Raw genomic sequence first — 25,543 nt, forward strand, 5'->3', positions numbered from 1 at the left:
TCTTAGAAATTTAATTCTTGTTCTTGCGTTAAAAAATCGCCGTTTTCATTTGTAGAAACAATAATACTTTCATACTCGCGCATACCAGTACCTGCAGGGATTCTATGTCCAACAATTACGTTTTCTTTTAATCCCATTAACGTATCAATCTTACCAGCAACTGCTGCTTCGTTTAACACTTTTGTTGTTTCCTGGAACGACGCTGCAGAGATAAATGACTTCGTTTGTAATGACGCTCTAGTAATACCTTGTAAAATTGGCGTACCAGTTGCTGGCATAACATCTCTAGAGATTACCAAGTTTTTATCTTCGCGTTTCAACAATGAATTTTCATCGCGTAGCTCGCGCATTGAAACGATTTGTCCTTCTTTCAAATTCTCAGATTCTCCAGCATCAACAACAACTTTCATTCCGAATAAACGGTCGTTTTCAACAATGAAATCACTTGTGTGAACCAATTGATCTTCTAAGAATAGCGTATCTCCTGGATCTTGAATTTGAACTTTACGCATCATTTGTCTAATAACAACCTCGAAGTGTTTGTCATTAATTTTCACCCCTTGTAAACGGTAAACTTCTTGAATCTCGTTTACTAAGTATTGCTGTACAGCAGAAGGCCCTTGGATACGTAAAATATCATCTGGAGTAATGGCACCATCAGATAATGGTAAACCAGCTCTTACGAAGTCATTCTCTTGAACTAAGATTTGGTTTGAAAGTTTTACTAAATACTTTCTAATATCTCCTGTTCTTGATTCAACAACGATCTCTCTGTTACCTCTCTTCACTTTACCGAAAGATACAACCCCATCAATTTCAGAAACTACAGCTGGATTCGACGGATTACGCGCTTCTAAAAGCTCTGTAATACGAGGTAAACCTCCTGTAATATCCCCTGCTTTTGAAGTGTGACGAGGAATTTTTACTAAAACTTTACCAGCTTTAATTTTCTCCCCATCATTTACCATTAAGTGAGAACCTACTGGTAAGTTGTATGAACGAATTAACTCCCCATCTTTACCGTAAATTAACAAAGTAGGAATTAACTTTTTGTTTCTAGATTCGCTAATAACTTTCTCTTGGAAACCAGTTTGCTCATCGATTTCAACCATGAACGTTTGTCCTTGTTCGATATCTTCATAAGCAACCTTACCAGTGAATTCGGAAACGATTACACCGTTATAAGGGTCCCATTTACAGATCGTAGCTCCTTCTTCAACAACATCACCATCATTTACATAGATTGTTGATCCATAAGGAATATTGTTCGTTGTTAACAAAATACCTGTATTTGGATCGAACAATTTCACCTCTGTAGAACGAGAAATTACGATGTTGATTTTATTTCCTTCATTGTCTTCACCTTCAACTGTTCTAAGTTCTTCGATCTCTAAACGACCTTTAAACTTAGCGTTGATAGTAGAAATTTCAGAAATATTTCCTGCAGTACCCCCAACGTGGAACGTTCTCAATGTCAACTGTGTACCAGGCTCCCCAATAGATTGAGCAGCAACAACACCCACAGCTTCTCCTTTTTGAACCATTCTTGCTGTAGCAAGGTTACGTCCGTAACACTTCGCACAGATACCTACTTTAGCCTCACAAGTTAACGGTGAACGAACTTCAACCGATTCGATTGGAGAAGCGTTGATAGCTTTAGCAATTGCTTCAGTGATTTCCTCACCAGCACCAACAATGATCTCAGAGTTTAATGGGTTGATTACGTTGTTCAACGCAACACGACCTAATACTCTTTCTCCTAATGATTCGATTACCTCTTCGTTTTTCTTTAATGGCATTACATCAATACCTCTTAAAGTACCACAGTCTACAGAGTTAACAATAACATCTTGTGCAACATCATGAAGACGACGAGTTAAATATCCCGCATCCGCAGTTTTTAACGCCGTATCCGCAAGTCCTTTACGAGCACCGTGGGTAGAAATGAAATACTCTAAGATCGATAGTCCTTCCTTAAAGTTAGAAAGAATCGGGTTTTCGATAATTTCACCACCACCTGCAGTTGATTTTTTCGGTTTCGCCATCAAACCACGCATACCTGTTAACTGACGAATCTGCTCTTTAGAACCCCTCGCTCCAGAATCCAACATCATGTATACAGAGTTAAATCCTTGTTTATCTTCGCGAATATTCTTCATAGCCAACTCGGTTAACATAGCGTTGGTAGATGTCCAAACGTCAATTACCTGGTTGTAACGCTCGTTATTTGTGATAAGCCCCATATTATAGTTCATCGTAATGTGATCTACTTGTTGGTTAGCATCATCAATCAAATCTTGTTTTTTCTCTGGAACGATAATATCACCCAAACTGAATGACAATCCTCCGCGGAAAGCGTATCCATACCCCATACCTTTGATATCATCTAAGAATGCAGCAGTTGTAGGTACGTCCGTAGTAGCTAAAATACCACCAATAATATCACGTAGTGATTTCTTTGTCAATACCTCATTGATATACCCTGCTTTTTCAGGAACTACCTCGTTAAACAAGATACGTCCAGCAGTTGTTTCAATGATTCTGTATGCTAATTCACCTTTCTCATTGTAATCTTTTGCGCGAACTTTCACACCCGCATTCAAGTCCAGTTTCCCTTCATTGATAGCGATATGTACTTCTTCTACCGAATAGAAAGTTAATCCTTCTCCTTTTACAATTTCTTCTGGTGTAGACTTACGCAACTTGGTCATATAGTAAAGACCAAGTACCATGTCTTGAGAAGGTACAGTAATAGGAGCACCGTTCGCAGGGTTTAAGATATTATGTGAAGCCAACATTAACAATTGAGCTTCTAAGATTGCCTCTGGTCCTAATGGCAAGTGAACCGCCATCTGGTCACCATCGAAATCCGCGTTAAACGCCGTACACACCAATGGGTGTAACTGAATCGCTTTACCTTCAATCAATTTTGGTTGGAACGCCTGAATACCTAAACGGTGTAACGTAGGGGCACGGTTCAATAGAACTGGGTGTCCTTTAATCACGTTTTCTAAGATATCCCAAACAACTGGCTCTCTTTTATCTATAATTTTTTTCGCAGATTTTACTGTTTTCACAATTCCTCTCTCGATCAACTTACGGATCACGAACGGTTTGTAAAGCTCAGCTGCCATATCTTTTGGCAATCCACATTCGTATAATTTCAATTCAGGTCCAACGACAATAACCGAACGAGCAGAATAATCCACACGTTTACCTAATAAGTTTTGACGGAAACGCCCTTGTTTACCTTTTAATGAATCAGAAAGTGATTTCAATGGACGGTTAGACTCAGTCTTAACAGCAGAAGATTTTCTAGTGTTATCGAAAAGTGAATCCACCGCTTCTTGAAGCATACGTTTCTCGTTACGCAAAATTACCTCAGGAGCTTTAATCTCCATTAAGCGTTTTAAACGATTATTACGGATAATTACACGACGATACAAGTCATTCAAATCTGACGTTGCAAAACGTCCACCATCCAATGGCACTAATGGACGCAATTCAGGTGGAATAACTGGAATTACTTTTAGGATCATCCACTCAGGTCTATTCTCGCGATTCTCATTTGATTCACGGAAAGCCTCTACCACTTGAAGGCGTTTTAATGCTTCGGTTTTTCTTTGCTTAGATGTTTCGTTATTAGCAGCGTGACGCAAAGTATAAGACAATTGGTCTAAATCCGTTGTTGCTAATAAATCCATGATACATTCAGCACCCATTTTGGCGATGAATTTATTTGGATCTGTGTCATCTAAGAATTGATTTTCCATTGGAAGAGAATCTGCAATATTCAGGTACTCTTCTTCTGTTAAGAAATCTAAGCGATTTAATGCATCACCCTCGGCATTTTTTGCAATACCAGGTTGAATTACTACATATCGCTCATAGTAAATAATCATGTCAAGCTTCTTTGAAGGAAGCCCTAAGATGTATCCAATTTTATTAGGTAAAGAACGGAAGTACCAAATATGTGCAATAGGCACAACTAAATTGATATGCCCTACTCTATCTCTACGTACTTTCTTTTCAGTAACTTCAACACCACAACGGTCACAAACGATCCCTTTGTAGCGAATTCTTTTATACTTACCACAAGCACACTCGTAATCTTTTACAGGACCAAAAATACGCTCGCAGAATAAACCGTCACGTTCTGGTTTATGCGTACGATAGTTAATTGTTTCTGGCTTTAAAACTTCCCCTCTTGATTCTGCAAGAATCGATTCAGGTGAAGCCAAACCAATTGAGATTTTATTAAACCTTTTTACGGTATTTTTCTCTTTATTTCTATTCATGGTAAACTTACTTGTTAAAGTGTATGATATAGAGTAAGCAGCATGCACTGCTCACTCTAAAATCTATAGTTTATTCTTCTAATCTGATGTCTAATCCAAGACCTTTTAATTCATGCATTAACACATTGAATGATTCAGGTAATCCTGGTTCTGGCATAGTTTCTCCTTTAACGATTGCTTCGTAAGTTTTCGCTCTACCAATAACGTCATCTGATTTTACCGTCAAAATCTCACGTAATGTACTTGATGCTCCGTATGCTTCTAGAGCCCAAACCTCCATCTCTCCAAAACGCTGACCTCCGAATTGAGCCTTACCTCCTAACGGTTGTTGCGTAATTAATGAGTATGGTCCGATTGAACGCGCGTGCATCTTATCATCAACCATGTGTCCTAATTTCAACATGTAAATAACCCCTACTGTTGCTCTCTGGTGGAATCTTTCTCCAGTTCCTCCATCGTACAAATAAGTATGTCCAAATCTCGGAATACCAGCTTCATCTGTAAGCGCATTGATTTGATCTAATTCAGCACCGTCGAAAATTGGAGTAGCATATTTTTTACCCAATTTCTGTCCAGCCCATCCTAAAACAGTTTCATAGATCTGACCAATGTTCATACGAGAAGGTACCCCTAGTGGGTTTAACACGATATCAACTGGTGTACCGTCTTCTAAGAATGGCATGTCTTCATCTCTAACGATTCTAGCAACAATACCTTTGTTACCGTGACGTCCTGCCATCTTATCCCCAACTTTTAACTTACGTTTCTTAGCGATATATACTTTTGCAAGTTTTAAGATTCCTGATGGTAATTCATCCCCAACAGTAATCATAAATTTCTCTCTACGCAACGCCCCTTGTAAGTCGTTTAATTTGATTTTGTAGTTGTGGATCAAGTCAGTAATCATACTGTTTGTCTCCTCGTCTACTGTCCATTGTCCTTTAGTCAAGTGAGCGAAATCATCAACAGCATGAAGCATTTTTTGAGTAAATTTCTTTCCTTTCGGCAAGATTTCCTCTCCTAAATCATTCAATACACCTTGTGATGTTTTACCATTGACAATAAAGAACAACTTCTCAACCAAACGATCTTTCAACTCATTAAACTTCACTTCGAATCTTGTTTCTAGTAAAGCTAAATCGTCTTTATCTTTTGAACGCTTGCGTTTGTCTTTTACTGCTCTTGCAAATAATTTTTTGTCTAATACAACCCCTCTTAATGAAGGCGAAGCTTTTAACGATGCATCTTTAACATCCCCAGCTTTATCACCGAAGATTGCGCGTAATAACTTCTCTTCTGGCGTTGGATCAGATTCACCTTTCGGTGTAATTTTACCAATAAGGATATCCCCTGGTTTAACTTCAGCTCCAATGCGGATCATACCGTTCTCATCCAAGTCTTTTGTAGCTTCCTCACTTACGTTCGGGATATCATTAGTCAACTCTTCGTTTCCTAATTTTGTATCTCTCACTTCAAGTGTGTAGTCATCGATATGGATAGAGGTAAAGATATCTTCACGCACTACTTTTTCTGAAATTACGATAGCATCCTCAAAGTTGTACCCTTTCCATGGCATAAAGGCCACTTGTAGGTTACGTCCAAGTGCTAACTCTCCATTTTGTGTAGCATATCCCTCACATAGTACTTGTCCTCTAGTTACTCGATCCCCTTTGCGAACAATAGGTTTCAAGTTGATACATGTACTTTGGTTGGTTTTTCTAAATTTAATTAGATTATATACTTTTTCGTCTGGATCGAAGCTGATTAAACGCTCTTCATCCGTACGATCGTATTTAATAATAATTTTCTGTGCGTCAACATACTCAACAACACCTTCTCCTTCAGCGTTAATTAAAACACGAGAATCTGAAGCTACTTGTCTTTCTAAACCTGTACCTACGATTGGAGAATCCGCACGCAATAAAGGCACAGCCTGACGCATCATGTTCGATCCCATCAACGCACGGTTGGCATCATCATGCTCCAAGAATGGAATCAAAGACGCTGAAATCGAAGCGATTTGGTTCGGAGAAACGTCGGTATAGTGTAAATCTTTCGGTTCAACCACTGGGAAATCCCCTTCTTCTTTTACAACTACACGCTCTTCTGTAATGTTTCCTTCGTTATCCATCGGAACGTTCGCTTGTGCGATTAACATTCCTTCTTCTTCTTCAGCACTTAAATATACAGGCGCATTGACGATATCTACTTTTCCATCCACTACTGGACGGTAAGGTGTTTCGATGAATCCCATATTGTTCACTTTTGCATACACCGCTAGCGAGGAGATCAAACCAATGTTTGGTCCCTCAGGCGTTTCAATTGGACATAAACGTCCGTAGTGTGTATAGTGAACGTCACGCACCTCGAATCCAGCTCTTTCTCTAGATAAACCTCCAGGTCCTAAAGCAGATAAACGACGTTTGTGTGTAATCTCTGCCAATGGATTGGTTTGATCCATGAACTGAGACAGCTGATTTGTTCCGAAAAATGAATTAATTACTGACGATAACGTCTTAGCGTTAATTAAGTCGATTGGAGTAAACACCTCGTTGTCACGTACATTCATACGCTCGCGAATTGTTCTAGCCATACGTGCTAAACCAACACCAAATTGAGCTGATAACTGCTCACCTACAGTACGTACACGACGGTTTGATAAGTGGTCAATATCATCAATCTCAGCTTTAGAGTTAATCAATTCAATCAAGTATTTAACAATAGTGATAATATCTTCTTTTGTTAAAACTTGTTTGTCAATTGGGGTATCAAGATTAAGTTTTTTATTCATTCTGTAACGACCTACCTCACCTAGATTGTAACGTTGGTCGGAGAAGAATAATTTATCAATAATACCACGTGCAGTTTCCTCATCAGGCGGTTCTGCATTACGCAACTGACGGTAGATGTGCTCTACAGCCTCTTTTTCAGAGTTTGTAGGGTCCTTCTGTAATGTATTATGAATGATGGCATAATCTGCCTGATTATTGTCTTCTTTGTGTAGGAGGATATTCTTAACGTTCGCCTCAATGATTTCTTCGACATTATCTTTATCTAGGACTGTATCACGGTCTAAGATAATCTCATTTCTCTCAATTGAAACTACTTCTCCTGTATCTTCATCTACGAAGTCCTCGTGCCATGTATTTAACACACGTGCAGCAAGTCTACGTCCGATGTATTTTTTCAATCCTGTTTTTGATACTTTTACCTCTTCAGCTAGGTCGAAAATCTCTAGGATATCCTTGTCTCTTTCGAATCCAATAGCACGGAATAAGGTAGTAACAGGTAATTTTTTCTTTCTATCAATATACGCATACATCACGCTATTGATATCAGTAGCAAACTCAATCCATGACCCCTTGAAAGGAATAACTCGCGCCGAATACAATTTAGTACCGTTAGCATGGAAAGACTGTCCAAAGAACACACCAGGTGAACGGTGTAATTGAGACACTACCACACGCTCAGCTCCATTGATTACGAATGTACCGCTAGGCGTCATATACGGTATTGTTCCTAAATACACATCTTGAACAATCGTTTCAAAATCCTCGTGTTCAGGGTCAGTACAGTACAATTTTAAACGCGCTTTTAACGGAACGCTATACGTTAGTCCTCTATCAATACATTCTTCAATTGAATAGCGAGGAGGATCAACAAAGTAATCAAGAAACTCCAATACAAACTGATTTCTCGTATCAGTGATCGGGAAGTTCTCCATGAAGGTATTATATAAACCTTCATTACCTCTTTCTTCTGATTTCGTTTCTAACTGAAAGAAATCCTTAAAAGACTTAACCTGGATATCCAAAAAGTCTGGATACGCAGGAATATTCTTTGTAGAGGCAAAATTTAATCTTTCATTCTGATTTGTGATCATCAATGGACAATAAATTTTGTTTATAATGTTTAATAGGATTTACGCACAAATCACTTTATACGCAAAATGGTTTAGGCCTTTGAGATTGCTCCCAAGACCTAAACCTAAAATATTTTGGTTAAAAAGCTTATTTAAGCTCAACAACAGCTCCAGCTTCTTCCAATGCTTTTTTAAGACCTTCAGCCTCATCTTTAGAAACACCTTCTTTGATGTTTGCAGGAACTGAATCAACGATATCTTTAGCTTCTTTAAGACCTAAACCAGTTAATTCTTTAACTGCTTTAACTACTGCTAATTTAGAAGCACCAGCGTCTTTTAATACTACTGTGAATTCAGTTTGCTCTTCAGCAGCTCCAGCGTCTCCACCACCAGCTACAACTACAGCAGCAGCTGCAGGCTCAATTCCGTATTCGTCTTTTAATATAGTTGCTAATTCGTTAACTTCTTTAACTGTTAAGTTAACTAATTGTTCTGCGAATTGTTTCAAATCTGCCATTTTTCTATCTTTTAATGATTTGTAAAAATATAATTTATTAATGTGCGTTCGTTTATGGAACATTCAAACACAAGAATCTCTTTTTATTCTTCGTCTTTGAATTGGTTTTGTAGAGCTGAGATAACTCTTTGAGCTGGTGATTGTAGTAATCCGATGATTTCTCCAATAACTTCCTCTTTAGATTTAATAGCTACTAACGAGTCTAATTGGTTATCGCCAATGTAAACTTCTTCGTTAATATAAGCTCCTTTTAATGCAGGTTTATCGCTTTTCTTTCTAAAGTCTTTGATGATTTTAGCCGGTCCGTTAGCAACGTCCGAAATAAAGATAGCGCTGTTTCCTTTTAAAACTGAAGCTAAATCCTCATAGTTTCTCTCAGAAGCTTCCATTGCTTTAGCAAGCAACGTATTCTTAACTACTTCAACTTTGATTCCTGCTTTGTTACAAGCTCTTCTCAAGTTTGTAGTAACCTCTGCATTTAATCCTGAAATATCAGCTATATAAAAGATATTAGCATCTGCTAACTGACCTTTTATTTCTTCTATCGCTACTGCTTTTTGTTCTCTAGTCATACGTAAAAATTTTTTCTACCAATTATACTGCTTTAGGATCTAAAGCAATAGCAGGGCTCATAGTACTAGATATATGAATAGACTTAACATAAGTACCTTTAGCTGCTGTTGGTTTTAATTTGATTAATGTTTGAATCAATTCAGCTGCGTTTTCTTGAATCATATCAGCACTAAACGATACTTTTCCAATACCTGCGTGAACGATTCCCGTTTTATCAACTTTAAAATCGATTTTACCAGCTTTCACTTCTTGAACTGCTTTCGCTACGTCCATAGTTACAGTACCAGTTTTAGGGTTTGGCATTAATCCTCTAGGACCTAAAATACGTCCTAATGGTCCTAATTTCCCCATAACAGCAGGCATAGTGATGATCACATCAACATCTGTCCAACCGTCTTTGATTTTTTGTAGGTACTCATCTAATCCAACATAGTCTGCTCCAGCAGCTGTAGCTTCAGCTTCTTTATCCGGAGTAACTAATGCTAACACTCTAACATCTTTTCCAGTTCCGTGTGGTAAAGTAACTACCCCACGCACCATTTGATTTGCTTTACGTGGATCTACACCCAAACGCACAGCGATATCAACAGATTCGTCAAATTTTGCAGAAGCAACTTCTTTAATTAAAGCAGACCCTTCTTTCAAAGAATAAAATCTACCTTTCTCAATTTTAGCAGCAGCTTCCTTTTGCTTTTTTGTTAATTTTGCCATTTCTTTTTTCTTTTACAATTAAAAAGGAGCTGTTCCTGTTACTGATATACCCATAGATCTTGCAGTACCCGCGATCATTGACATCGCTGATTCAACAGTAAATGCGTTTAAATCCGGCATTTTGTCCTCTGCGATAGCACGTACTTGTTCCCAAGTTACGCTAGCTACTTTTTTTCTATTAGGCTCACCAGATCCAGATTTCACTTTTGCAGCCTCTAATAATTGAACAGCAGCAGGTGGCGTTTTAACAACAAATTCGAATGATTTGTCTTTGTACACAGTAATTTGTACTGGTAAAACTTTACCGGGTTTATCTTGTGTTCTAGCATTAAATTGCTTACAGAACTCCATGATATTAACTCCAGCAGCCCCCAAAGCAGGTCCAACCGGTGGCGAAGGATTCGCAGCACCTCCCTTAACTTGTAGTTTAACTACTTTACTAATTTCTTTTGCCATTTCTAAAAAAATTTAGCACATCTCTTTTGGAAGCAAAGATGCGTCTATGTAACATTATATTTTTTCTACTTGTGTAAAGCTTAGTTCCAAAGGTGTCTTTCTTCCAAAAATCTTCACCATTACCTCTAACTTACGCTTATCTTCATTGATGTTTTCGATTGTTGCATCGAAACCTTTAAACGGTCCATCAGTCACTTTTACTGACTCGCCAACTTCATATGGAATTGCACCTGAATCAACTTTAACTGCTAATTCATCGACTTTTCCTAACATGCGATTAACTTCTGATTCTCTTAAAGGCACAGGATCTCCTCCACGTGTTTCCCCAAGAAAACCAATAACCCCTGTTATGGATTTAATAGCATGCGGAACCTCTCCTGTCAAGTTAGCCTCAATCATCACATAGCCTGGAAAGTAAACGCGCTCAGTTGTTTTCTTTTTACCATTCTTATCTTCAGTAACCACTTTTTCTGTCGGCACTAAAACTTGCGAAAGATAATCTGACAAACCTAAACGAGAAATCTCAGTTTCGATATAATTCTTCACTTTGTTCTCTTGTCCACTTACCGCACGAACCACATACCATTTTTTGACATTTGTATCAGCCATAATATTTTTCTCCTTATGATCTTATCCAATTATAAAACTTCCCTAATAGGTCTCCAAACAAACTATCTACTCCCCAAGTAGCAAGTGCTAACACAATTGCGAAGATCGCAATAATGATTGTGTACTTTTGCACTTCAGCCCAAGGCGACCAAGTTACATTTGATTTAAGTTCTGTAAAAGCTTCTGATATGTAATTAAATACCTTTGCCATGTTATATTGTTTTTGCACGGGTGGAGGGATTCGAACCCCCATCAACGGTTTTGGAGACCGCTATTCTACCCTTGAACTACACCCGTTTGTTATAAAAGTCAGCGGTTGCCCGCTGACTTTAAAAAAATTTATTTATACTAAGTAATTAGTCTAAAATTTCAGTTACCTGACCAGCACCTACTGTTCTACCACCTTCACGGATAGCGAAACGTAAACCTACTGATAAAGCGATTGGGCTTAACAACTCAACAGTGATTGTTAAGTTATCTCCAGGCATAACCATCTCAGTTCCTTCTGGTAATTGGATTGTTCCAGTTACGTCAGTTGTACGAACGTAGAATTGAGGACGGTAGTTGTTGTGGAATGGAGTGTGACGTCCACCTTCTTCTTTTTTCAAGATATAAACCTCAGCTTTGAATTTAGCGTGTGGTTTTACTGAACCTGGCTTACAAATAACCATACCACGACGGATATCAGTTTTGTCAATACCTCTCAATAATAAACCTACGTTATCTCCAGCTTCTCCACGGTCTAAGATTTTACGGAACATCTCAACTCCTGTAATAGTAGAAGTTAATTTGTCAGCTCCCATACCGATGATTTCAACTGGGTCTCCTGTATTAGCAACTCCAGTTTCGATACGTCCTGTAGCAACAGTTCCACGTCCTGTAATTGTAAATACGTCTTCAACTGGCATTAAGAATGGTTTCTCGTTGTCACGTACTGGCTCTTCGATCCAAGCGTCAACTTCATCCATTAATTGCAATAATGCATCAACCCATTTTTGCTCTCCGTTTAAAGCTCCTAAAGCAGATCCTTGAACTACTGGTCCATTATCACCGTCGTATTGGTAGAAAGATAATAAATCTCTAACTTCCATTTCAACAAGCTCTAATAACTCAGCGTCATCTACTAAGTCAACTTTGTTTAAGAAAACAACAATTCTAGGAATACCTACTTGGCGTCCTAATAAGATGTGCTCACGAGTTTGTGGCATTGGTCCATCAGTAGCAGCAACTACTAAGATAGCACCATCCATTTGAGCAGCACCTGTAACCATGTTTTTCACGTAATCCGCGTGACCTGGACAGTCAACGTGTGCATAGTGACGGTTTTTAGTTTGGTACTCTACGTGAGAAGTATTAATTGTAATACCACGCTCTTTTTCTTCTGGAGCATTATCAATTGAATCAAATGAACGAGCTTCTGAGAATCCTGCGTCAGCTAAAACTTTAGTAATAGCAGCAGTAGTAGTAGTTTTACCGTGGTCAACGTGTCCGATAGTACCGATGTTTAAGTGCGGTTTCGAACGATCAAAAGTTTCCTTTGCCATGATCTAATAATTTAATCTTAGTTATATAATTAGTGTTCAAATATAATAAAAAAACCTGAGCCAATGACGGGATTTGAACCCGTGACCTCTTCCTTACCAAGGAAGCACTCTACCCCTGAGCTACACCGGCTTATGCATTTTTATATTTAGTCGTGGGGAGAGCAGGATTCGAACCTGCGAAGGTTTCCCAACGGATTTACAGTCCGTCCTCGTTGGCCGCTTGAGTATCTCCCCTCAAACCTTTGGTTTTTATCTCTTTCTTTGAGCCGATGGAGGGACTCGAACCCACGACCTGCTGATTACAAATCAGCTGCTCTAGCCAACTGAGCTACACCGGCATTTGACTCAATAGAAAAAGTCCGCTATTTCTAACGGACTGCAAATGTATATATTTTATTGATTAAAAAAAACAATTTACTGATTTTTTTACATTAATGTGCTTTCATTTTCTCTTTGTACTTCACAACCATGCGTTCGATTGCATCAACACCTAGATCAACACCCTCCTCAAACGTTTTACACGTTTTTTTAGCAATGATATCATCTCCGGGAACTAATAATTTAACCTCAACTGTTTTGTTTTCTTTGTCATTGGTATTTTCAACTTTTAAAAATACGTCTGCCGAAATCACTTTGTCGTAAAATTTACTCACTTTAAGCATTCTCTCATTGATAAAATCTACCAACTTGCGATCCACATTAAAATTAACTGCTTGAATGTTTACTTTCATAACGCTCTGTTTTTAAGGTTCTTCTATTTTTTTTTCTGCAACCTAGGATGAGTCCTCATATATGTCTCTTTCAATTCTTTTAGATTTACATGTGCGTATACCTCTGTTGACGCTAAACTTTGATGCCCCATTAACTCCTTGATAGAGTTGATATCCGCTCCGTTTTCTAGAAGATGTGTAGCAAATGCATGCCTCAACATATGTGGACTATTTTTCTCCTTTGTTGTTGTCTTACTAAAATAGGAATTAATCACCCGATAAACAAATATTTCATCAACTTTAGTGCCCTTCTCCTCTATTAAAAAATAGTTAATTTCCTGAAGATCTAGCAAAACGTTCGCTCGCTCAGCGAGATATCGCTTCAAAAGCTGGAACAAACTGTCTATCATCGGCACATAACGCACCTTATTTCCCTTACCCGTGATACGAATCATCCGCGTATAAAAATCAACATCAGCAACTTGAACTCCACAAAGCTCACTTCGACGCAATCCTAAGCAGTACAACATCTCCACAATAACCAAATCGCGCAAAGCGGCAAATCCCTCCTGACTTTCAAGCGTCGCCCGTACCTCATCGACTTCTGCCATCGAAAAGGGCAACTGCAACTTCTTTTCAACTTTGAGGGTTTTGTGTTGTTGAAGCGGACTTACTTCTACCACGCCAATTTTCATCAAAAATTTATAAAACGCTTTCAGCGCACTCATCTTGCGATTGATTGAACGCTTGCTGATTCCCGTTTCCATTAAGGTCACAATCCACAAACGAACCACATCGTACTTGATAGTCAAATAATCCTCTCCTTCCTCCAACTGATCCAAGAATGCAGCAATATCTCGTTGATAAGCCGAAAGGGTATGGGAAGAATAATTTTTCTCCTTCGCTAAGTACTCTAGAAATTTTACTACATTTTTATCCATAAAAAAACCGTTGTAACAAAGATAATACTTTATTACAACGGCCTTATACTTTAATCCTACGTTTAAGTCTAGATTTCTACTGAATCTCTTAAGTGTTGGATATATGCAGCTTTTTGCATTTTGTCTCTTTTTAAAACCGATGGTTTTGTAAAGTGCTGACGAGATCTTAATTGACGTAACGTACCTGTTCTGTCAAATTTTCTTTTGTAGCGCTTTAGTGCTCTATCAATATTTTCTCCGTCTTTAATTGGAATGATCAACATGTTTTCATACACCTCCTCTCATTTGGTGATGCAAAAGTAAAACTTTTTTTATACAACACAACAAAAAAACTTTTTTATTTTCTTTATTTAGAATAATACTCCTATTACATCGTCATTACAATCCGCTCAAGCTCAACCAATCAATTACTCCCCAACCACATTTTAAACGCTTGCACTCGTTCGCGGCTAACGATAATCTCTTTGTCGTAGTTTTTCACCCTTAGCTTTAGACGGGAGGTGCTAAGTTGTGTAATTTGTTCGATGTAATCAATCGACACGAGTTGATGCCTATTGACTCTAAAAAAAGTCAAAGGATTTACGAGCTTCAAAACAGCATCGATGGAGTTCACATCCAGTAGATACATTCTCCCCTCTGTTGTTACTAGGTATACCCCACGGTCTTCCTTAAAAAAACAAACCACCTCATCCACCAAGACTATTTTTATTTGCATCCCCACCTTAATTGCAAAGCGCTTGACATAGGAAGAACCTCCCATACTTGTGCGTATCCCTAGCACTTTTTCTGCTATGCTGCGTTGCTGATTCTCATACTTCTCCATAGCGTGTAGCAACTCCGTTGGATCAATGGGTTTTAGTAGATAATCTATACTGTTCAACTTAAATGCTTTAATCGCATAGTGATCAAAACTCGTCACAAAAATAAGTGCACTTTTTACTTCTACTTGATCAAAGATTTCTAGGGACAACCCATCCGCCAACTGAATATCCGCCATAATCAAATCTGGATGTTCGTTTTGCATCAACCACAGCATCGCTTCACTGACAGAATACAACACACAAGAAACAGTGTATCCCAATTTAGTTAATTCGCGCACCAGTAGTCGAGCAGCTGGCTTTTCATCTTCTATTACAACTATTTTCATCCATTTTTTCTTATAGGCAAAGGAATAATCACACTAAAGTCTCTCGCTGTTTCCTCAATTCGAATTTCTTGTTGCAACAACAGTTGACAGCGATTGGAGAGATTTTTAAGTCCCAATCCCGAGGTATACTCTTGTTTGGGTCTAGCACACTTCTCATTCCACACCTTCAATCCTCCATTAAAAATACTCAAAGTTATGCGAATTTTACCTTCAGAAGGAATCCCATTGTGTTTAACTACGTTTTCTAGCAAAAGCTGTAAGCTCAACGTTGGTATCAAAGCGTCTTGATAGCCATATACTTCTTCTGCTAAGTGAAAATCAACAGCATTGTCATAGCGAACATTTAAGAGATAGATGTAGTCTTGGGTAAATTTCAATTCTTCAGCTAAGGTACTTGACGTAGCATCCAATCGCTCTAGGACATAACGATAAATTTTTGAAAAAGAACGAGCAAATTGCTCAGCCTTGACCGGATCTTCCTGAATAGTGCTTATCAACACATTGAGGTTATTGAACAAAAAATGTGGAGCTAACTGTTCTTTCATGCGTTCAATTTGATTTTTCTGCAGCGCAATCTCCATCTCTTTATTTTTCAATTCCAAAATTCTCAATTGATCGTGATAGGCAAAAGTAAAAACGACAAGCAAGATAAACACACTCAATACGATCACACCCAAAAAGTTACCCAACCTCATGTGATTTCCATGAATATACTCCGAAAAGGAAACGCCATAAAACCAATGTAAAAGCATTCCGAGAAACAAATAATACGCTGTAATCGAGGTTATAATACCAGACAAAAAGTAGAGAGTGTTCTGCGAGCGTTGATTGAATGCAATACCTGTTTTCTTTTCCTTTCGTTTAAACTGCACGCTAAGCAAAATACTTATCACAACATTTGAAGCGTAAATAAGAAAAGAAAGAACAAATGAAAAAAAGGTATTCTTTACAAATCGGGGATTCACAAGTATTTCATTCCAAGACAGCGCACTGCCATAAAAGGCATAGTACGAAATAGCTAAGCTTATTAGCATACTTAAACTTAGAGCCAAAACCAGATGGCGATACCAATTTACAATCATATGTATTCGTTTTATACGATTCACAACTCGACACAAAAATAGAAAAATCATTATTTTGGTGTGTCCTTCCACCATGTAATCCCCTCACTCCCATTCGGGTTTCCATCTAAATAACAAGACAAATCTACTATTTGGCTTCGACTTAGAAAAAACCAAATGCGCGAACGGTTAAATTAGCTGCTTGAACGGTAAAGAGGAGCAAGTCAACTGATCATTCTTACCGTTCACCTATCTAAGCGCATAAAACCGATTGTGTTTATTTTATTTTTTAAACAACTTAAACTATTTCATTGATTATCGAAACAACGCAATCCCTTCCCTTTGTTTACTGCTACCATCTATATGGTATATTATTTCTTTTTTACTGTAAAAATGCTACATGGTTTTTACTTTTACTTTGAATTAAAAAAATCAACGATGCAAAAAATATTAAACAATACTATTTTCCGTTTATTGCTAGGAGCGATAGTCGGATTAATCGCTGGAAGTTATCTCAATGAAACCCTCTTGCAAATTATTTTATCGACGAGGCATATTTTAGGTCAGCTGATTTTGTTTCTCGTTCCCTTAATCATATTGGGGTTTGTTGTCTCTTCCATTACCAAACTACACCGAGACTCCCTTCGAATCATTGGTTTTTCGGTAGCCATCGCCTATATTTCGAGTATAGGGGCCGGTTTTTTTAGTGCCACTTTGGGATATGAATTAATTCCGCGGTTACAGGTTACCAACACCGCTTCTGAACTAAGAGAGATTCCCGAAATGCTGTTTAAATTAGATATTCCTCCTGTATTTGGAGTAATGACAGCATTAACCCTTGCTTTGATGATTGGGATTGGGATTTTATGGATCGAATCCAAGCCTTTAGAAAAGGTTTTTGATCAGTTTAAGGATATTGTTTTGCTGCTGGTCAACCGCGTTTTGATTCCGATATTGCCTTTTTACATTATGAGCAATTTTGCTATTCTGAGCTATGAGGGATCTATTCAATCCCAACTTCCTATTTTTATTCAGGTTATATTGATCGTGATTGTCGCTCATTTTGTATGGTTAGCCATACTGTATACGCTAGCAGGCCTATATAGCAAGAAAAATCCGTGGGAGGTAGTAAAGCATTACGGTCCGGCCTATTTAACAGCCGTAGGCACGATGTCCTCAGCAGCAACCTTAGGTGTAGCCTTACAGTCGGCACATAAAAGTAAGGTGTTAAAACCTGCAATCACCGATTTCACTATTCCTTTTTTCTCGAATATACACTTATGTGGATCGGTATTGACGGAAGTGTTTTTTGTTATGACGGTTTCTCAAGTACTCTATGGCAGTATCCCGTCTATAGGAACGCTTATTGTATTTATTTTGTTGTTGGGTATATTCGCCATTGGCGCCCCTGGTGTTCCAGGCGGTACGGTGATGGCTTCTTTGGGAATTATCACCTCCGTATTAGGCTTCGACGATGCGGGAATTGCTTTAACACTTACGATTTTTGCCTTACAAGACAGCTTTGGTACAGCTTGTAATATAACAGGTGATGGTGCATTGAGCATGATGGTTACCAAGTACAGTGAACAAAGAGAAAGTTCAACAACCGAAACTGTTCAGTCCTGAAATAACGCTATACAACTTGTACAGCACAAAAAAACCCCACCTAAAAATAGGTGGGGTTTTATATTGTTTGGCTTATTAGACAGCCTCTCTTCTATGCAACTAGATACACTATTCTTTTAATATATTTCTAGAAATAACTAATTTCTGAATTTCTGTTGTTCCTTCTCCAATAGTACACAGTTTAGAATCACGGAAGAATTTCTCTACTGGGAAATCTTTTGTGTATCCGTATCCACCGTGGATTTGGATCGCATCTGTTGAAACCTTCACACATACTTCAGAAGCATACATTTTTGCCATTGCTCCTAATTTAGTCATCGGCTTATTATTGTTTTTCAAGAAGGCTGCTTTGTGTAACAACAATTCAGAAGCTTCAATTTCAGTTGCCATGTCGGCTAACTTAAATCCTATCGCTTGGAAATCGCTGATTGGCTTTCCGAATTGCACTCTTTCTTTTGAATACTTTAACGCAGCTTCATAAGCTCCTTTTGCAATTCCCAAAGATAAAGCACCAATTGAAATACGGCCACCATCTAAAACTTTCATCGCTTGGATAAATCCTTCACCTACTTCACCTAAACGATTTGCGTCTGGTACGCGACAGTTATCAAAAATCAATTCTGCCGTTTCAGAAGCGCGCATTCCCAATTTATTTTCTTTTCTTCCACTTGAAAATCCTGGTGTTCCCTTTTCAATAACAAAAGCAGTCATTCCGCGAGAATCACCTTTCTCACCTGAACGTGCAATTACAACTGCAACGTTTCCAGAAATAGCGTGTGTAATAAAGTTTTTAGCACCGTTTAACACCCAGTGATCTCCATCTTTTACTGCTGTAGTATTCATTCCTCCTGCATCAGATCCTGTATTGTGCTCCGTTAATCCCCAAGCACCAATCCACTCTGCAGTAGCTAATTTTGGCAACCATTTCTTCTTTTGCTCTTCATTTCCGAACGTCAAAATATGATTTGTACATAATGAATTATGAGCTGCTACAGATAAACCGATCGATGAATCTACTTTTGATATTTCCTCTACAATTGTAATGTATTCGTGATAGTTCAATCCTGATCCTCCATATTCTTCTGGAACCAGTACACCCATATACCCCATTTCCCCTAATTTCTTAAATAAATCAACTGGAAAAATCTGTGCTTCATCCCACTCCATAATGTATGGACGTATATTTTGTTCTGCAAAATCTCTAATAGACTCAGCAATCATTGCTTGAGTTTCATTGTATTCAAAATTCATGGTTGTTTAATTTAATTCCTAATTTTCAAATATAAACTAATTATATGAATCCTGTCAAGTGGAATTTTTTCAATTTCTCTTAATTGTTCTTTATTAACAAAATCTCCGTGCAAACTTCGATATTTAACAATCTCTCTTGCGAGAAAATAATTCAAATACGGGATATTTTTCAATTCATCTACCCCAGCTTCATTGAGGTCTACAGGATTGATTTGGGGCGCGTTTAGAACGGCAAACTGCTGAAAAAGTAAGCTTATCACCTCCTCAGAAAGTCCATACACAAATTTTAATTGATCCATGTGAACATAACCTCCCCATTTGTCTCGATCATCAATAATACGCTTTGACAATGCAGGACCTATACCGCGAATTAGCTGTAAATGTTCTGCGGTAGTCCCGTTAATATCTTGCATCGGAAGTAGGCCTTGATTCGATGGAGCATTTTTAGTAGCAATTGTTGTGTTTACCTGTGTTTTTTGCATTTTCGCTTTCGCATAAAACACAAAATACGGACTATACTTTTGTATCCATTCTTCGGAAACTCCTGTCACTTTTTGGAAATCACTTGTAGAGGTGATGATTTGGTTAGTGGCTCTAAAAGCCAAGAGTCGATCAATCTCCTCCGTTGATAATTCCAAGAAAAACCCTTTATAATCGCTGATATAATTGGGGTTGAAAGGATAGATTGTATCCTTCCTTTTTGATGCTAATCGGTTAAGACTATCCAGTTCTGCTTGTAGGGCTACTTGGATGTTTTGAGGAATCACATCGGGGGGTTGTGTTTGGTTTGTATAGTAAACCAACAGGCACAAGGTTATTTGAATCAGCATAAACCCAAGCAGCAGGAAAATAAATCCACGCTTTTGTGTTTGGGTATAGTAAGACCAATGATAAAAGTAGTTGTTTAATTTCATACACAATCAAGGCTTGTGTATTACAATTCAACGTTAGGTGGTATATCTACAAATCAAAAACAGAACTTCGCTTTGTATAGATTAAATCTTTCAAACGCACGAAAAAGGCCAAGGTCAAATAGAGTGCGAAAGCTAAACCCAACGTAAAAAAAGAGAGGTAAATAAAGAATAGGCGGATATTCGTAACGCGAATCCCTAAACGTTCTCCCAAGCGGGTAGAAACTTTAAAGCCGTGCTTCTCCAAAAAATAGCGCAAATTGTTTATCATCATTCTTTTCTGTTGTAATACAAATTTAATTCTTTTTATTTAGAATAGCGCGACCAATTGCACAAGACAGACATTTATTCACATCGCAATAGGTCTTTTTCAATTGAATGAGGGCTTGGCTATCAAAAGCATTGTCGATTACTACGCCTTCGCGCTCAAATAAAGCAACAATTGCATTAGATTCTGCTTTTAATTCAGCACTAAGAGCGGTGATATTCTCTACTTCCTCTTCCCTATTTTTATTGCAAGCCCATACATATTGCATGGGAATAACCGTATTGAGGAGGAGAAGCTCTTGAAAGGCAAGCGTCACTTCTTTTTTTTGCGGTTTACTTTCTTTGTAAAAAGTATAGTGGGTTTCCCAATACGGGCTTACTTCTGCTTGTACTAGATGCAATAAATGGGAGCGTCCTCGAGTCTCCAGTAGTTGACCCAATTGATATTTGTGCTTAAAAAACCACGAGGCAAGTTGAGCCAAGCGAATAGTTGGAAAATTTGGAGGCCGAAGTTTAAAGAAATGCATAGTGGTCGGACTTCGGGCTTGTAGTTGGTACTTGTGTTGATAAAACCGCCATCGGCCGACTAAATCCCAATAATAGCGATCTACGACTTCCTCCTCCTCTTGAAGAAGACCTGCCATACCAAAAAATAGTGCTTCGATCGCCATTAATTCTTCGCCTTCTTTTAACAAAATCTGAATTGGCAGGGCTTTTGCCATTTCAAAAAAGGCATCCCCATTGACGTTCAAACCGAAATTTTTAGCTACTAGGCAAAATAAGACTTGGTTCCAGTTGTAGTTTGTTTCCTGCAATAGCTGTTCAATTTGTTTGGCTTTATCTTGCAGACGCTCAATGTAGAGCGTTTCTTTCCATTTAGACCATTCAATCGGAGTTAGGGTGTCTTTTAGGAGGGTTTGACAATTAATAGTAGTCTTGGGTGCAAGGAGCTTTTCGACTTGGTACATGACTTGCTTTTGCACATAGTCCGCGACAACTAAAGTCGGTATTTCACTTCCCTTTGAATTGAAGACTGGCATATCGTAGTCCCACACTACATGTAAGATCACATTGTCATAGCGGGCATCGTTTTGGTGATGATGCCGATACCAATCGGAAGATTGGAGATGTACTTCGACATTGCCAATCCAACGCTGTCCGTCGAGTGTAATTTGCGCGTAAAAAAAATCTGGTCCTGCCAAGCTAGACCATTGCCCAGGATGTTGCACAGTCACTAAGTGTTGTTGTGCTGTTCGCATTGTCAGGGTGGTAAACAGTTGTTTATTCCACACATATTGTACAAAGGCTTCTTTCATGATGCAGATTTTAGTACGAATATTCAACAGAACAAAAATCTGACCAAAAGAAATCGCAAAGCACAAAAAAAGGTTAGCCTGATGCTAACCTTATATAATTTAACTAAAGAAGTTCCAAACTAACCCAAATCTAAAGGTAAAATCCTTATAGGGATAATTAGGTGCAGTATAGTATTTATAACCTGACATGCTGCTATTAAAGTGTTCTAGGATAAGATAGATACGCGCGGTACGCACCTTCATATCAATGAAAAAGTCAAAAACAGGATAATCGCCAATTTTCACTTTATCTTGCACGTAAAAATCGCCAATTACCGGATTGTAATCATTTCCATAATACTTACTAAAATATGTAAATGTAATACCTGTTTGGAATTTCAACGCTTTCTTAAACATGGCGCCTTTATAGTAAAACGTATTACGTGTTAGCAATTTTGGCACGTTTATGATGGCATCGGCCTGATCAACTTCTTGATATAAAATGGTATTGTCTAACCCAAATTTTCCAAATGTGATTTCTTTTGACGCTTGTAACGAAAGGTAGTTAATTGTATTGCCGTATTGTTTAGGCGTAATCAACAATTGTTTTGCAATACCAAATTCATTGTAGTCAGGATTGTCATTGGAGAAATATAATTTATCTTTAATTACTTGATACGATCCTTCTAAAGTGATCCAAGGCGTTTTTAGCTTAGCATCAAATTGATTGATCTTTTCATTGTTAAAGTTATTATTCCAGTTGTAATGCAGGTAATCACTTTGGTATAAGTAAAAGTTCAAATTTCCCATGCGATTCAACTTCTGATACCCCGCTTGCAATCCGATATTCTCTGCAAATGAGTAATCAATATTGGCTTGTATATTACTGGTATTGTCATTTCCTAGAGAATTATACACCAAGAGAAAGGCATTCCAATTTTCCTTTTTATAGGTATATTTTCCACCGACCAAGGTTATGTTTTTTTCTAATAAATTTGGAATAAGTACATTGTTTATGTTTGCAAAACTCTTGTAGTTATAATTGTATTTATAGAAATCCGCATACACTTCGATACGTCCCAGTAAGCCCGATTGAAAGGCAGCCCCTACTTTATTAGAAAGAGTATAGTATCTAGTTTTATTTGAAATAGACGATTGAAAAGAGGCACCAAAGCGATCTTTTTGGGTATACGTATTATTTAAGTCCGCTTGGGAGTACTCAAAGAATTTATCCTCATAAGCAAATTCATGGGTCAATAAAATACCGTTAGCAAGCGAACTATTCAATTGATATTCGTGGTGTAAAAACAAGCGTTTTCCTTTTAATAGTGTTTCTCCATCACGAAAATACACATTGAGGCGTTCGCGTTTATTATATGGTTTTTCACTTGATTCGAATAAATCTAAATCGACAATACCTCCGTTTTCTTGATTCAAAATGTCTTGAGCTACGAAGTGGGTGAAAAGGACATAGCGTTTATTGGGCGAATAATAGCTTCCACCTATTCGGAAGTTTCCTGTTGAAGACAATTGACTCATGTATTTCCCTAAAGAACGCATTCCTTTATAAGCGAGGAATAAATTGAGGTGTTCACTGGTATTCAGGGTAATAAAAGCATCCAAACTTTGTCCTTGTTTCATAACCGTTTTATAATATAATTCGGTACGTGGTGTTGGACTTGAATGATAGGTAATATCTTCTGCTCTGAGGTAGTTAAACTGTTTAGCTTCAAAACCAAAATCAGGCAAAACAGCATTTGCTTTTATATTGTATTTCAGGGTTGCATAGGTTTGTCCTTCATTGGCAAAAGGCAATAAGCCGAAATTATCTTTTCGCAAGTAGTTAAACTTGTAGTAGCTCTTTAATGCCAAGGCGGTATCCACAGCCACCGTATCACGAAGAATCGTGATGATCTTATAGTCTTTGATAGGGGCAACTGAATCTTTCTTTACCTTTTCTCTTAAACTTCTTTTTTCTTGATTTCCCTGTTGTGGTTCTTGGTTTCTAGGATCGCCAAAGTTGTTGTTATAAGGGTCGTTTGGATCCCCAAAATTTGTTGTATTCCCTCGATCTATTCTTGCTGGTTGCAACTGAGCGTAGGCAACCACACAAAAGCCCAGCAAACAAAATACCAAGTAAAGACACTTTCGCATAAAAAATAAATTTAAGCAAAGTTAATTTTATTTTTATTATAATAGTGATACTGTGTCAATTTAAGATAATAAAAAAAGCCATCCGAAGATGGCTTTCTATATTTAGTTATTATAAACTGGGTTATTTAAGATTTCTGCTTGAGGAACTTTAAACGTAAGTCTAGCGTCATCATATGGAATTACATTTGTTGGAAAGTACAAGTGGTTTGATCCATATTTAAATTCTTTCTTATTACGCTTAATAGCTGCATAAGTTTTCCCTTCACCCCATAGCTCAATTCGAGTTTGTAAAAGGATTTCATCTAATAGTGCTGATCCACTTAATCCATCGATATATGCTACATCATCTAAACGGATTTCCATGAGCTTTTTAAGTGATGCTTTAGCTGCACCATCATTGCTTAGTCTTGCATTAACTTCTGCATTCAATAAATACATCTCTTCAACACGCATATAAACATAATCAGATTGAACAATACGAGCACCCATTAAGATTTTTCCATCCGAAGCAAAGAATTTTCCAACAGGAAGGATTGATAATTCTCCGTAATCTTCAGAATCGCCGTTAATATCATCAAATTCCGGACCTTCCTTGAATTGAGCTTTACGAACATCATTAGCAGGAATTGCATCGTATAATTCTTTACTAATTCCTTTAGTATCTCCAACAGCCGCATAGCTATAGGTATAGATATCAACTTGACCCCACCAAGAAACTAAGTCTAAATTCGTTTGAAGATCAATTACTCCAGACCACATCCAGTTCGGGTTATCATTTACCTTATTAAATCCTTTCAACAATACATCTTTAGAAGCTAAAGGATATTTTGTCATAACTTCAGCAGATAATCGAGCTGCTTCAGTTAAAGCGTCTGTAGTTCCTTTACTAGCATATACATATGCTAGGATTGCTTGTGCTACATTGTAATCCACTGCCTTTCTTTGACCCGTAACATTACGCCCTGCTGCCTCATATAACGCTAATGATTCTGTTAAATCATCGATCATCAATGCGTATACTTCCTGCGTATGTTTTGATGGTGTATTATAATCTACTGCTTGTGTATAGATTGGAAGAATCTTTTCGTTTGCATCATAACCTAACGTATACATATTAACTAAGTTGTAATACATATAAGCGCGAAGCGCTTTAGCTTCAGCTACAACTGCTTTATCCTTATCAGATTCAGGCACTTTTTTACCATCTGCGCCAGCTAAATTTGTAATAATCTGATTTGTACTGCGAATCATGAAGTAGTAAAAACGCCAAGGTTTAAAATTCGGATTTGCAGCATAATTTTGCATATCTGAAAAATCTACTACTCCTCTATACCATCCATAGATAGCACTGTTTAAGTTCATATCTCCACTTAACATATCCGTGTAGATATCATACCCTTTTTGACCGAAATCATCATGTCCTGTTGTTCCTCCACCAAAAGCCAACATATTATATGCATATAGTCCATTTAATGTACCATCTTTTAGGTGTGGTGATGTTTTTGAAATTTCGTCAATATCACTTTTTGATATATACCTTGTTGAACTAATGTCTAAATAATCTTTAGAACACGCCCCCAAAAGCAATCCTGCTCCAAGAGCAACCATCA

The 25,543-nt window shown here is 37.8% G+C and carries 21 protein-coding genes and 4 tRNA genes; 1 reads left to right on the forward strand and 24 read right to left on the reverse strand.

Annotated features, from left to right (window positions below; all coding sequences use genetic code 11):
* Positions 1–2 precede the first annotated feature (2 nt).
* The 18 genes from rpoC to H4K35_RS07685 all read right to left on the reverse strand — a co-directional run bounded on the left by rpoC (position 3) and on the right by H4K35_RS07685 (position 16,450).
* On the reverse strand, positions 3–4,298 hold the full coding sequence (rpoC, locus tag H4K35_RS07600) for a DNA-directed RNA polymerase subunit beta' (protein WP_182626775.1): 4,296 nt from the start codon (positions 4,296–4,298) through the stop codon (positions 3–5).
* 70 nt (positions 4,299–4,368) lie between these two features.
* Positions 4,369–8,181 (reverse strand): DNA-directed RNA polymerase subunit beta, encoded by a 3,813-nt coding sequence (rpoB, locus tag H4K35_RS07605; protein ID WP_182626776.1) that lies wholly within the window; start codon positions 8,179–8,181, stop codon positions 4,369–4,371.
* Between the two features lie 127 nt (positions 8,182–8,308).
* The gene (gene rplL, locus H4K35_RS07610) at positions 8,309–8,677 is read right to left on the reverse strand and encodes a 50S ribosomal protein L7/L12 (protein WP_182626777.1); all 369 of its coding nucleotides are present in this window, start codon (positions 8,675–8,677) and stop codon (positions 8,309–8,311) included.
* A gap of 83 nt (positions 8,678–8,760) precedes the next feature.
* Entirely contained in the window at positions 8,761–9,249 is a 489-nt protein-coding gene (rplJ, locus tag H4K35_RS07615) for a 50S ribosomal protein L10 (RefSeq protein WP_182626778.1), read from the reverse strand.
* 22 nt (positions 9,250–9,271) lie between these two features.
* On the reverse strand, positions 9,272–9,961 hold the full coding sequence (gene rplA / locus H4K35_RS07620) for a 50S ribosomal protein L1 (RefSeq protein ID WP_002987567.1): 690 nt from the start codon (positions 9,959–9,961) through the stop codon (positions 9,272–9,274).
* 18 nt (positions 9,962–9,979) lie between these two features.
* Entirely contained in the window at positions 9,980–10,417 is a 438-nt protein-coding gene (gene rplK, locus H4K35_RS07625; protein WP_182626779.1) for a 50S ribosomal protein L11, read from the reverse strand.
* A gap of 54 nt (positions 10,418–10,471) precedes the next feature.
* On the reverse strand, positions 10,472–11,026 hold the full coding sequence (gene nusG / locus H4K35_RS07630; protein WP_182626780.1) for a transcription termination/antitermination protein NusG: 555 nt from the start codon (positions 11,024–11,026) through the stop codon (positions 10,472–10,474).
* 13 nt (positions 11,027–11,039) lie between these two features.
* Positions 11,040–11,237, reverse strand: coding sequence for a preprotein translocase subunit SecE (gene secE, locus H4K35_RS07635; protein ID WP_182626781.1), 198 nt, complete (start codon positions 11,235–11,237; stop codon positions 11,040–11,042).
* Positions 11,238–11,252: 15 nt separating this feature from the next.
* Positions 11,253–11,323 (reverse strand) — tRNA-Trp (locus tag H4K35_RS07640).
* Between the two features lie 59 nt (positions 11,324–11,382).
* Complete coding sequence (gene tuf / locus H4K35_RS07645) at positions 11,383–12,570, reverse strand: elongation factor Tu (protein WP_182626782.1); 1,188 nt, start codon at positions 12,568–12,570, stop codon at positions 11,383–11,385.
* A 58-nt stretch (positions 12,571–12,628) separates the two neighbouring features.
* A tRNA-Thr gene (locus tag H4K35_RS07650) sits at positions 12,629–12,700 on the reverse strand.
* Between the two features lie 23 nt (positions 12,701–12,723).
* Positions 12,724–12,804, reverse strand: a tRNA-Tyr gene (locus H4K35_RS07655).
* Positions 12,805–12,834: 30 nt separating this feature from the next.
* Positions 12,835–12,908 (reverse strand) — tRNA-Thr (locus H4K35_RS07660).
* 93 nt (positions 12,909–13,001) lie between these two features.
* Positions 13,002–13,301 carry a ribosome-associated translation inhibitor RaiA gene (gene raiA / locus H4K35_RS07665; RefSeq protein WP_182626783.1) on the reverse strand — a complete coding sequence of 100 codons (300 nt, stop codon included), beginning with the start codon at positions 13,299–13,301 and terminating at the stop codon, positions 13,002–13,004.
* A gap of 23 nt (positions 13,302–13,324) precedes the next feature.
* The gene (locus H4K35_RS07670; protein WP_182626784.1) at positions 13,325–14,221 is read right to left on the reverse strand and encodes a tyrosine-type recombinase/integrase; all 897 of its coding nucleotides are present in this window, start codon (positions 14,219–14,221) and stop codon (positions 13,325–13,327) included.
* Between the two features lie 68 nt (positions 14,222–14,289).
* On the reverse strand, positions 14,290–14,484 hold the full coding sequence (rpsU, locus tag H4K35_RS07675) for a 30S ribosomal protein S21 (protein WP_182626785.1): 195 nt from the start codon (positions 14,482–14,484) through the stop codon (positions 14,290–14,292).
* A 140-nt stretch (positions 14,485–14,624) separates the two neighbouring features.
* A complete protein-coding gene (locus tag H4K35_RS07680; protein WP_182626786.1) occupies positions 14,625–15,368 on the reverse strand; it encodes a LytTR family DNA-binding domain-containing protein in 744 nt (247 codons plus the stop codon).
* Positions 15,365–16,450 carry a sensor histidine kinase gene (locus tag H4K35_RS07685; RefSeq protein WP_182626787.1) on the reverse strand — a complete coding sequence of 362 codons (1,086 nt, stop codon included), beginning with the start codon at positions 16,448–16,450 and terminating at the stop codon, positions 15,365–15,367. The genes H4K35_RS07680 and H4K35_RS07685 overlap by 4 nt, the downstream gene beginning before the upstream one ends.
* 417 nt (positions 16,451–16,867) lie before the next feature.
* On the opposite strand from H4K35_RS07685, the gene H4K35_RS07690 reads away from it, so the two are divergent.
* On the forward strand, positions 16,868–18,055 hold the full coding sequence (locus H4K35_RS07690; RefSeq protein WP_182626788.1) for a dicarboxylate/amino acid:cation symporter: 1,188 nt from the start codon (positions 16,868–16,870) through the stop codon (positions 18,053–18,055).
* Positions 18,056–18,163: 108 nt separating this feature from the next.
* On the opposite strand, the gene H4K35_RS07695 is transcribed toward H4K35_RS07690, so the two are convergent.
* The 6 genes from H4K35_RS07695 to H4K35_RS07720 form a co-directional block, all read right to left on the reverse strand.
* A complete protein-coding gene (locus tag H4K35_RS07695) occupies positions 18,164–19,306 on the reverse strand; it encodes an acyl-CoA dehydrogenase family protein (protein WP_182626789.1) in 1,143 nt (380 codons plus the stop codon).
* Between the two features lie 11 nt (positions 19,307–19,317).
* The gene (locus H4K35_RS07700; protein ID WP_182626790.1) at positions 19,318–20,220 is read right to left on the reverse strand and encodes a helix-hairpin-helix domain-containing protein; all 903 of its coding nucleotides are present in this window, start codon (positions 20,218–20,220) and stop codon (positions 19,318–19,320) included.
* 46 nt (positions 20,221–20,266) lie between these two features.
* Positions 20,267–20,488, reverse strand: a complete 222-nt coding sequence (locus tag H4K35_RS07705) for a PspC domain-containing protein (RefSeq protein WP_182626869.1) — start codon at positions 20,486–20,488, stop codon at positions 20,267–20,269.
* A gap of 25 nt (positions 20,489–20,513) precedes the next feature.
* The gene (locus H4K35_RS07710) at positions 20,514–21,800 is read right to left on the reverse strand and encodes a DUF2851 family protein (protein ID WP_182626791.1); all 1,287 of its coding nucleotides are present in this window, start codon (positions 21,798–21,800) and stop codon (positions 20,514–20,516) included.
* 99 nt (positions 21,801–21,899) lie between these two features.
* Positions 21,900–23,933 (reverse strand): putative porin, encoded by a 2,034-nt coding sequence (locus tag H4K35_RS07715; RefSeq protein WP_182626792.1) that lies wholly within the window; start codon positions 23,931–23,933, stop codon positions 21,900–21,902.
* A 102-nt stretch (positions 23,934–24,035) separates the two neighbouring features.
* Positions 24,036–25,541, reverse strand: coding sequence for a RagB/SusD family nutrient uptake outer membrane protein (locus H4K35_RS07720; protein WP_255492398.1), 1,506 nt, complete (start codon positions 25,539–25,541; stop codon positions 24,036–24,038).
* Positions 25,542–25,543: the final 2 nt, after the last annotated feature.

This window comes from Myroides sp. NP-2, assembly GCF_014145665.1.
Classification (GTDB): domain Bacteria; phylum Bacteroidota; class Bacteroidia; order Flavobacteriales; family Flavobacteriaceae; genus Flavobacterium.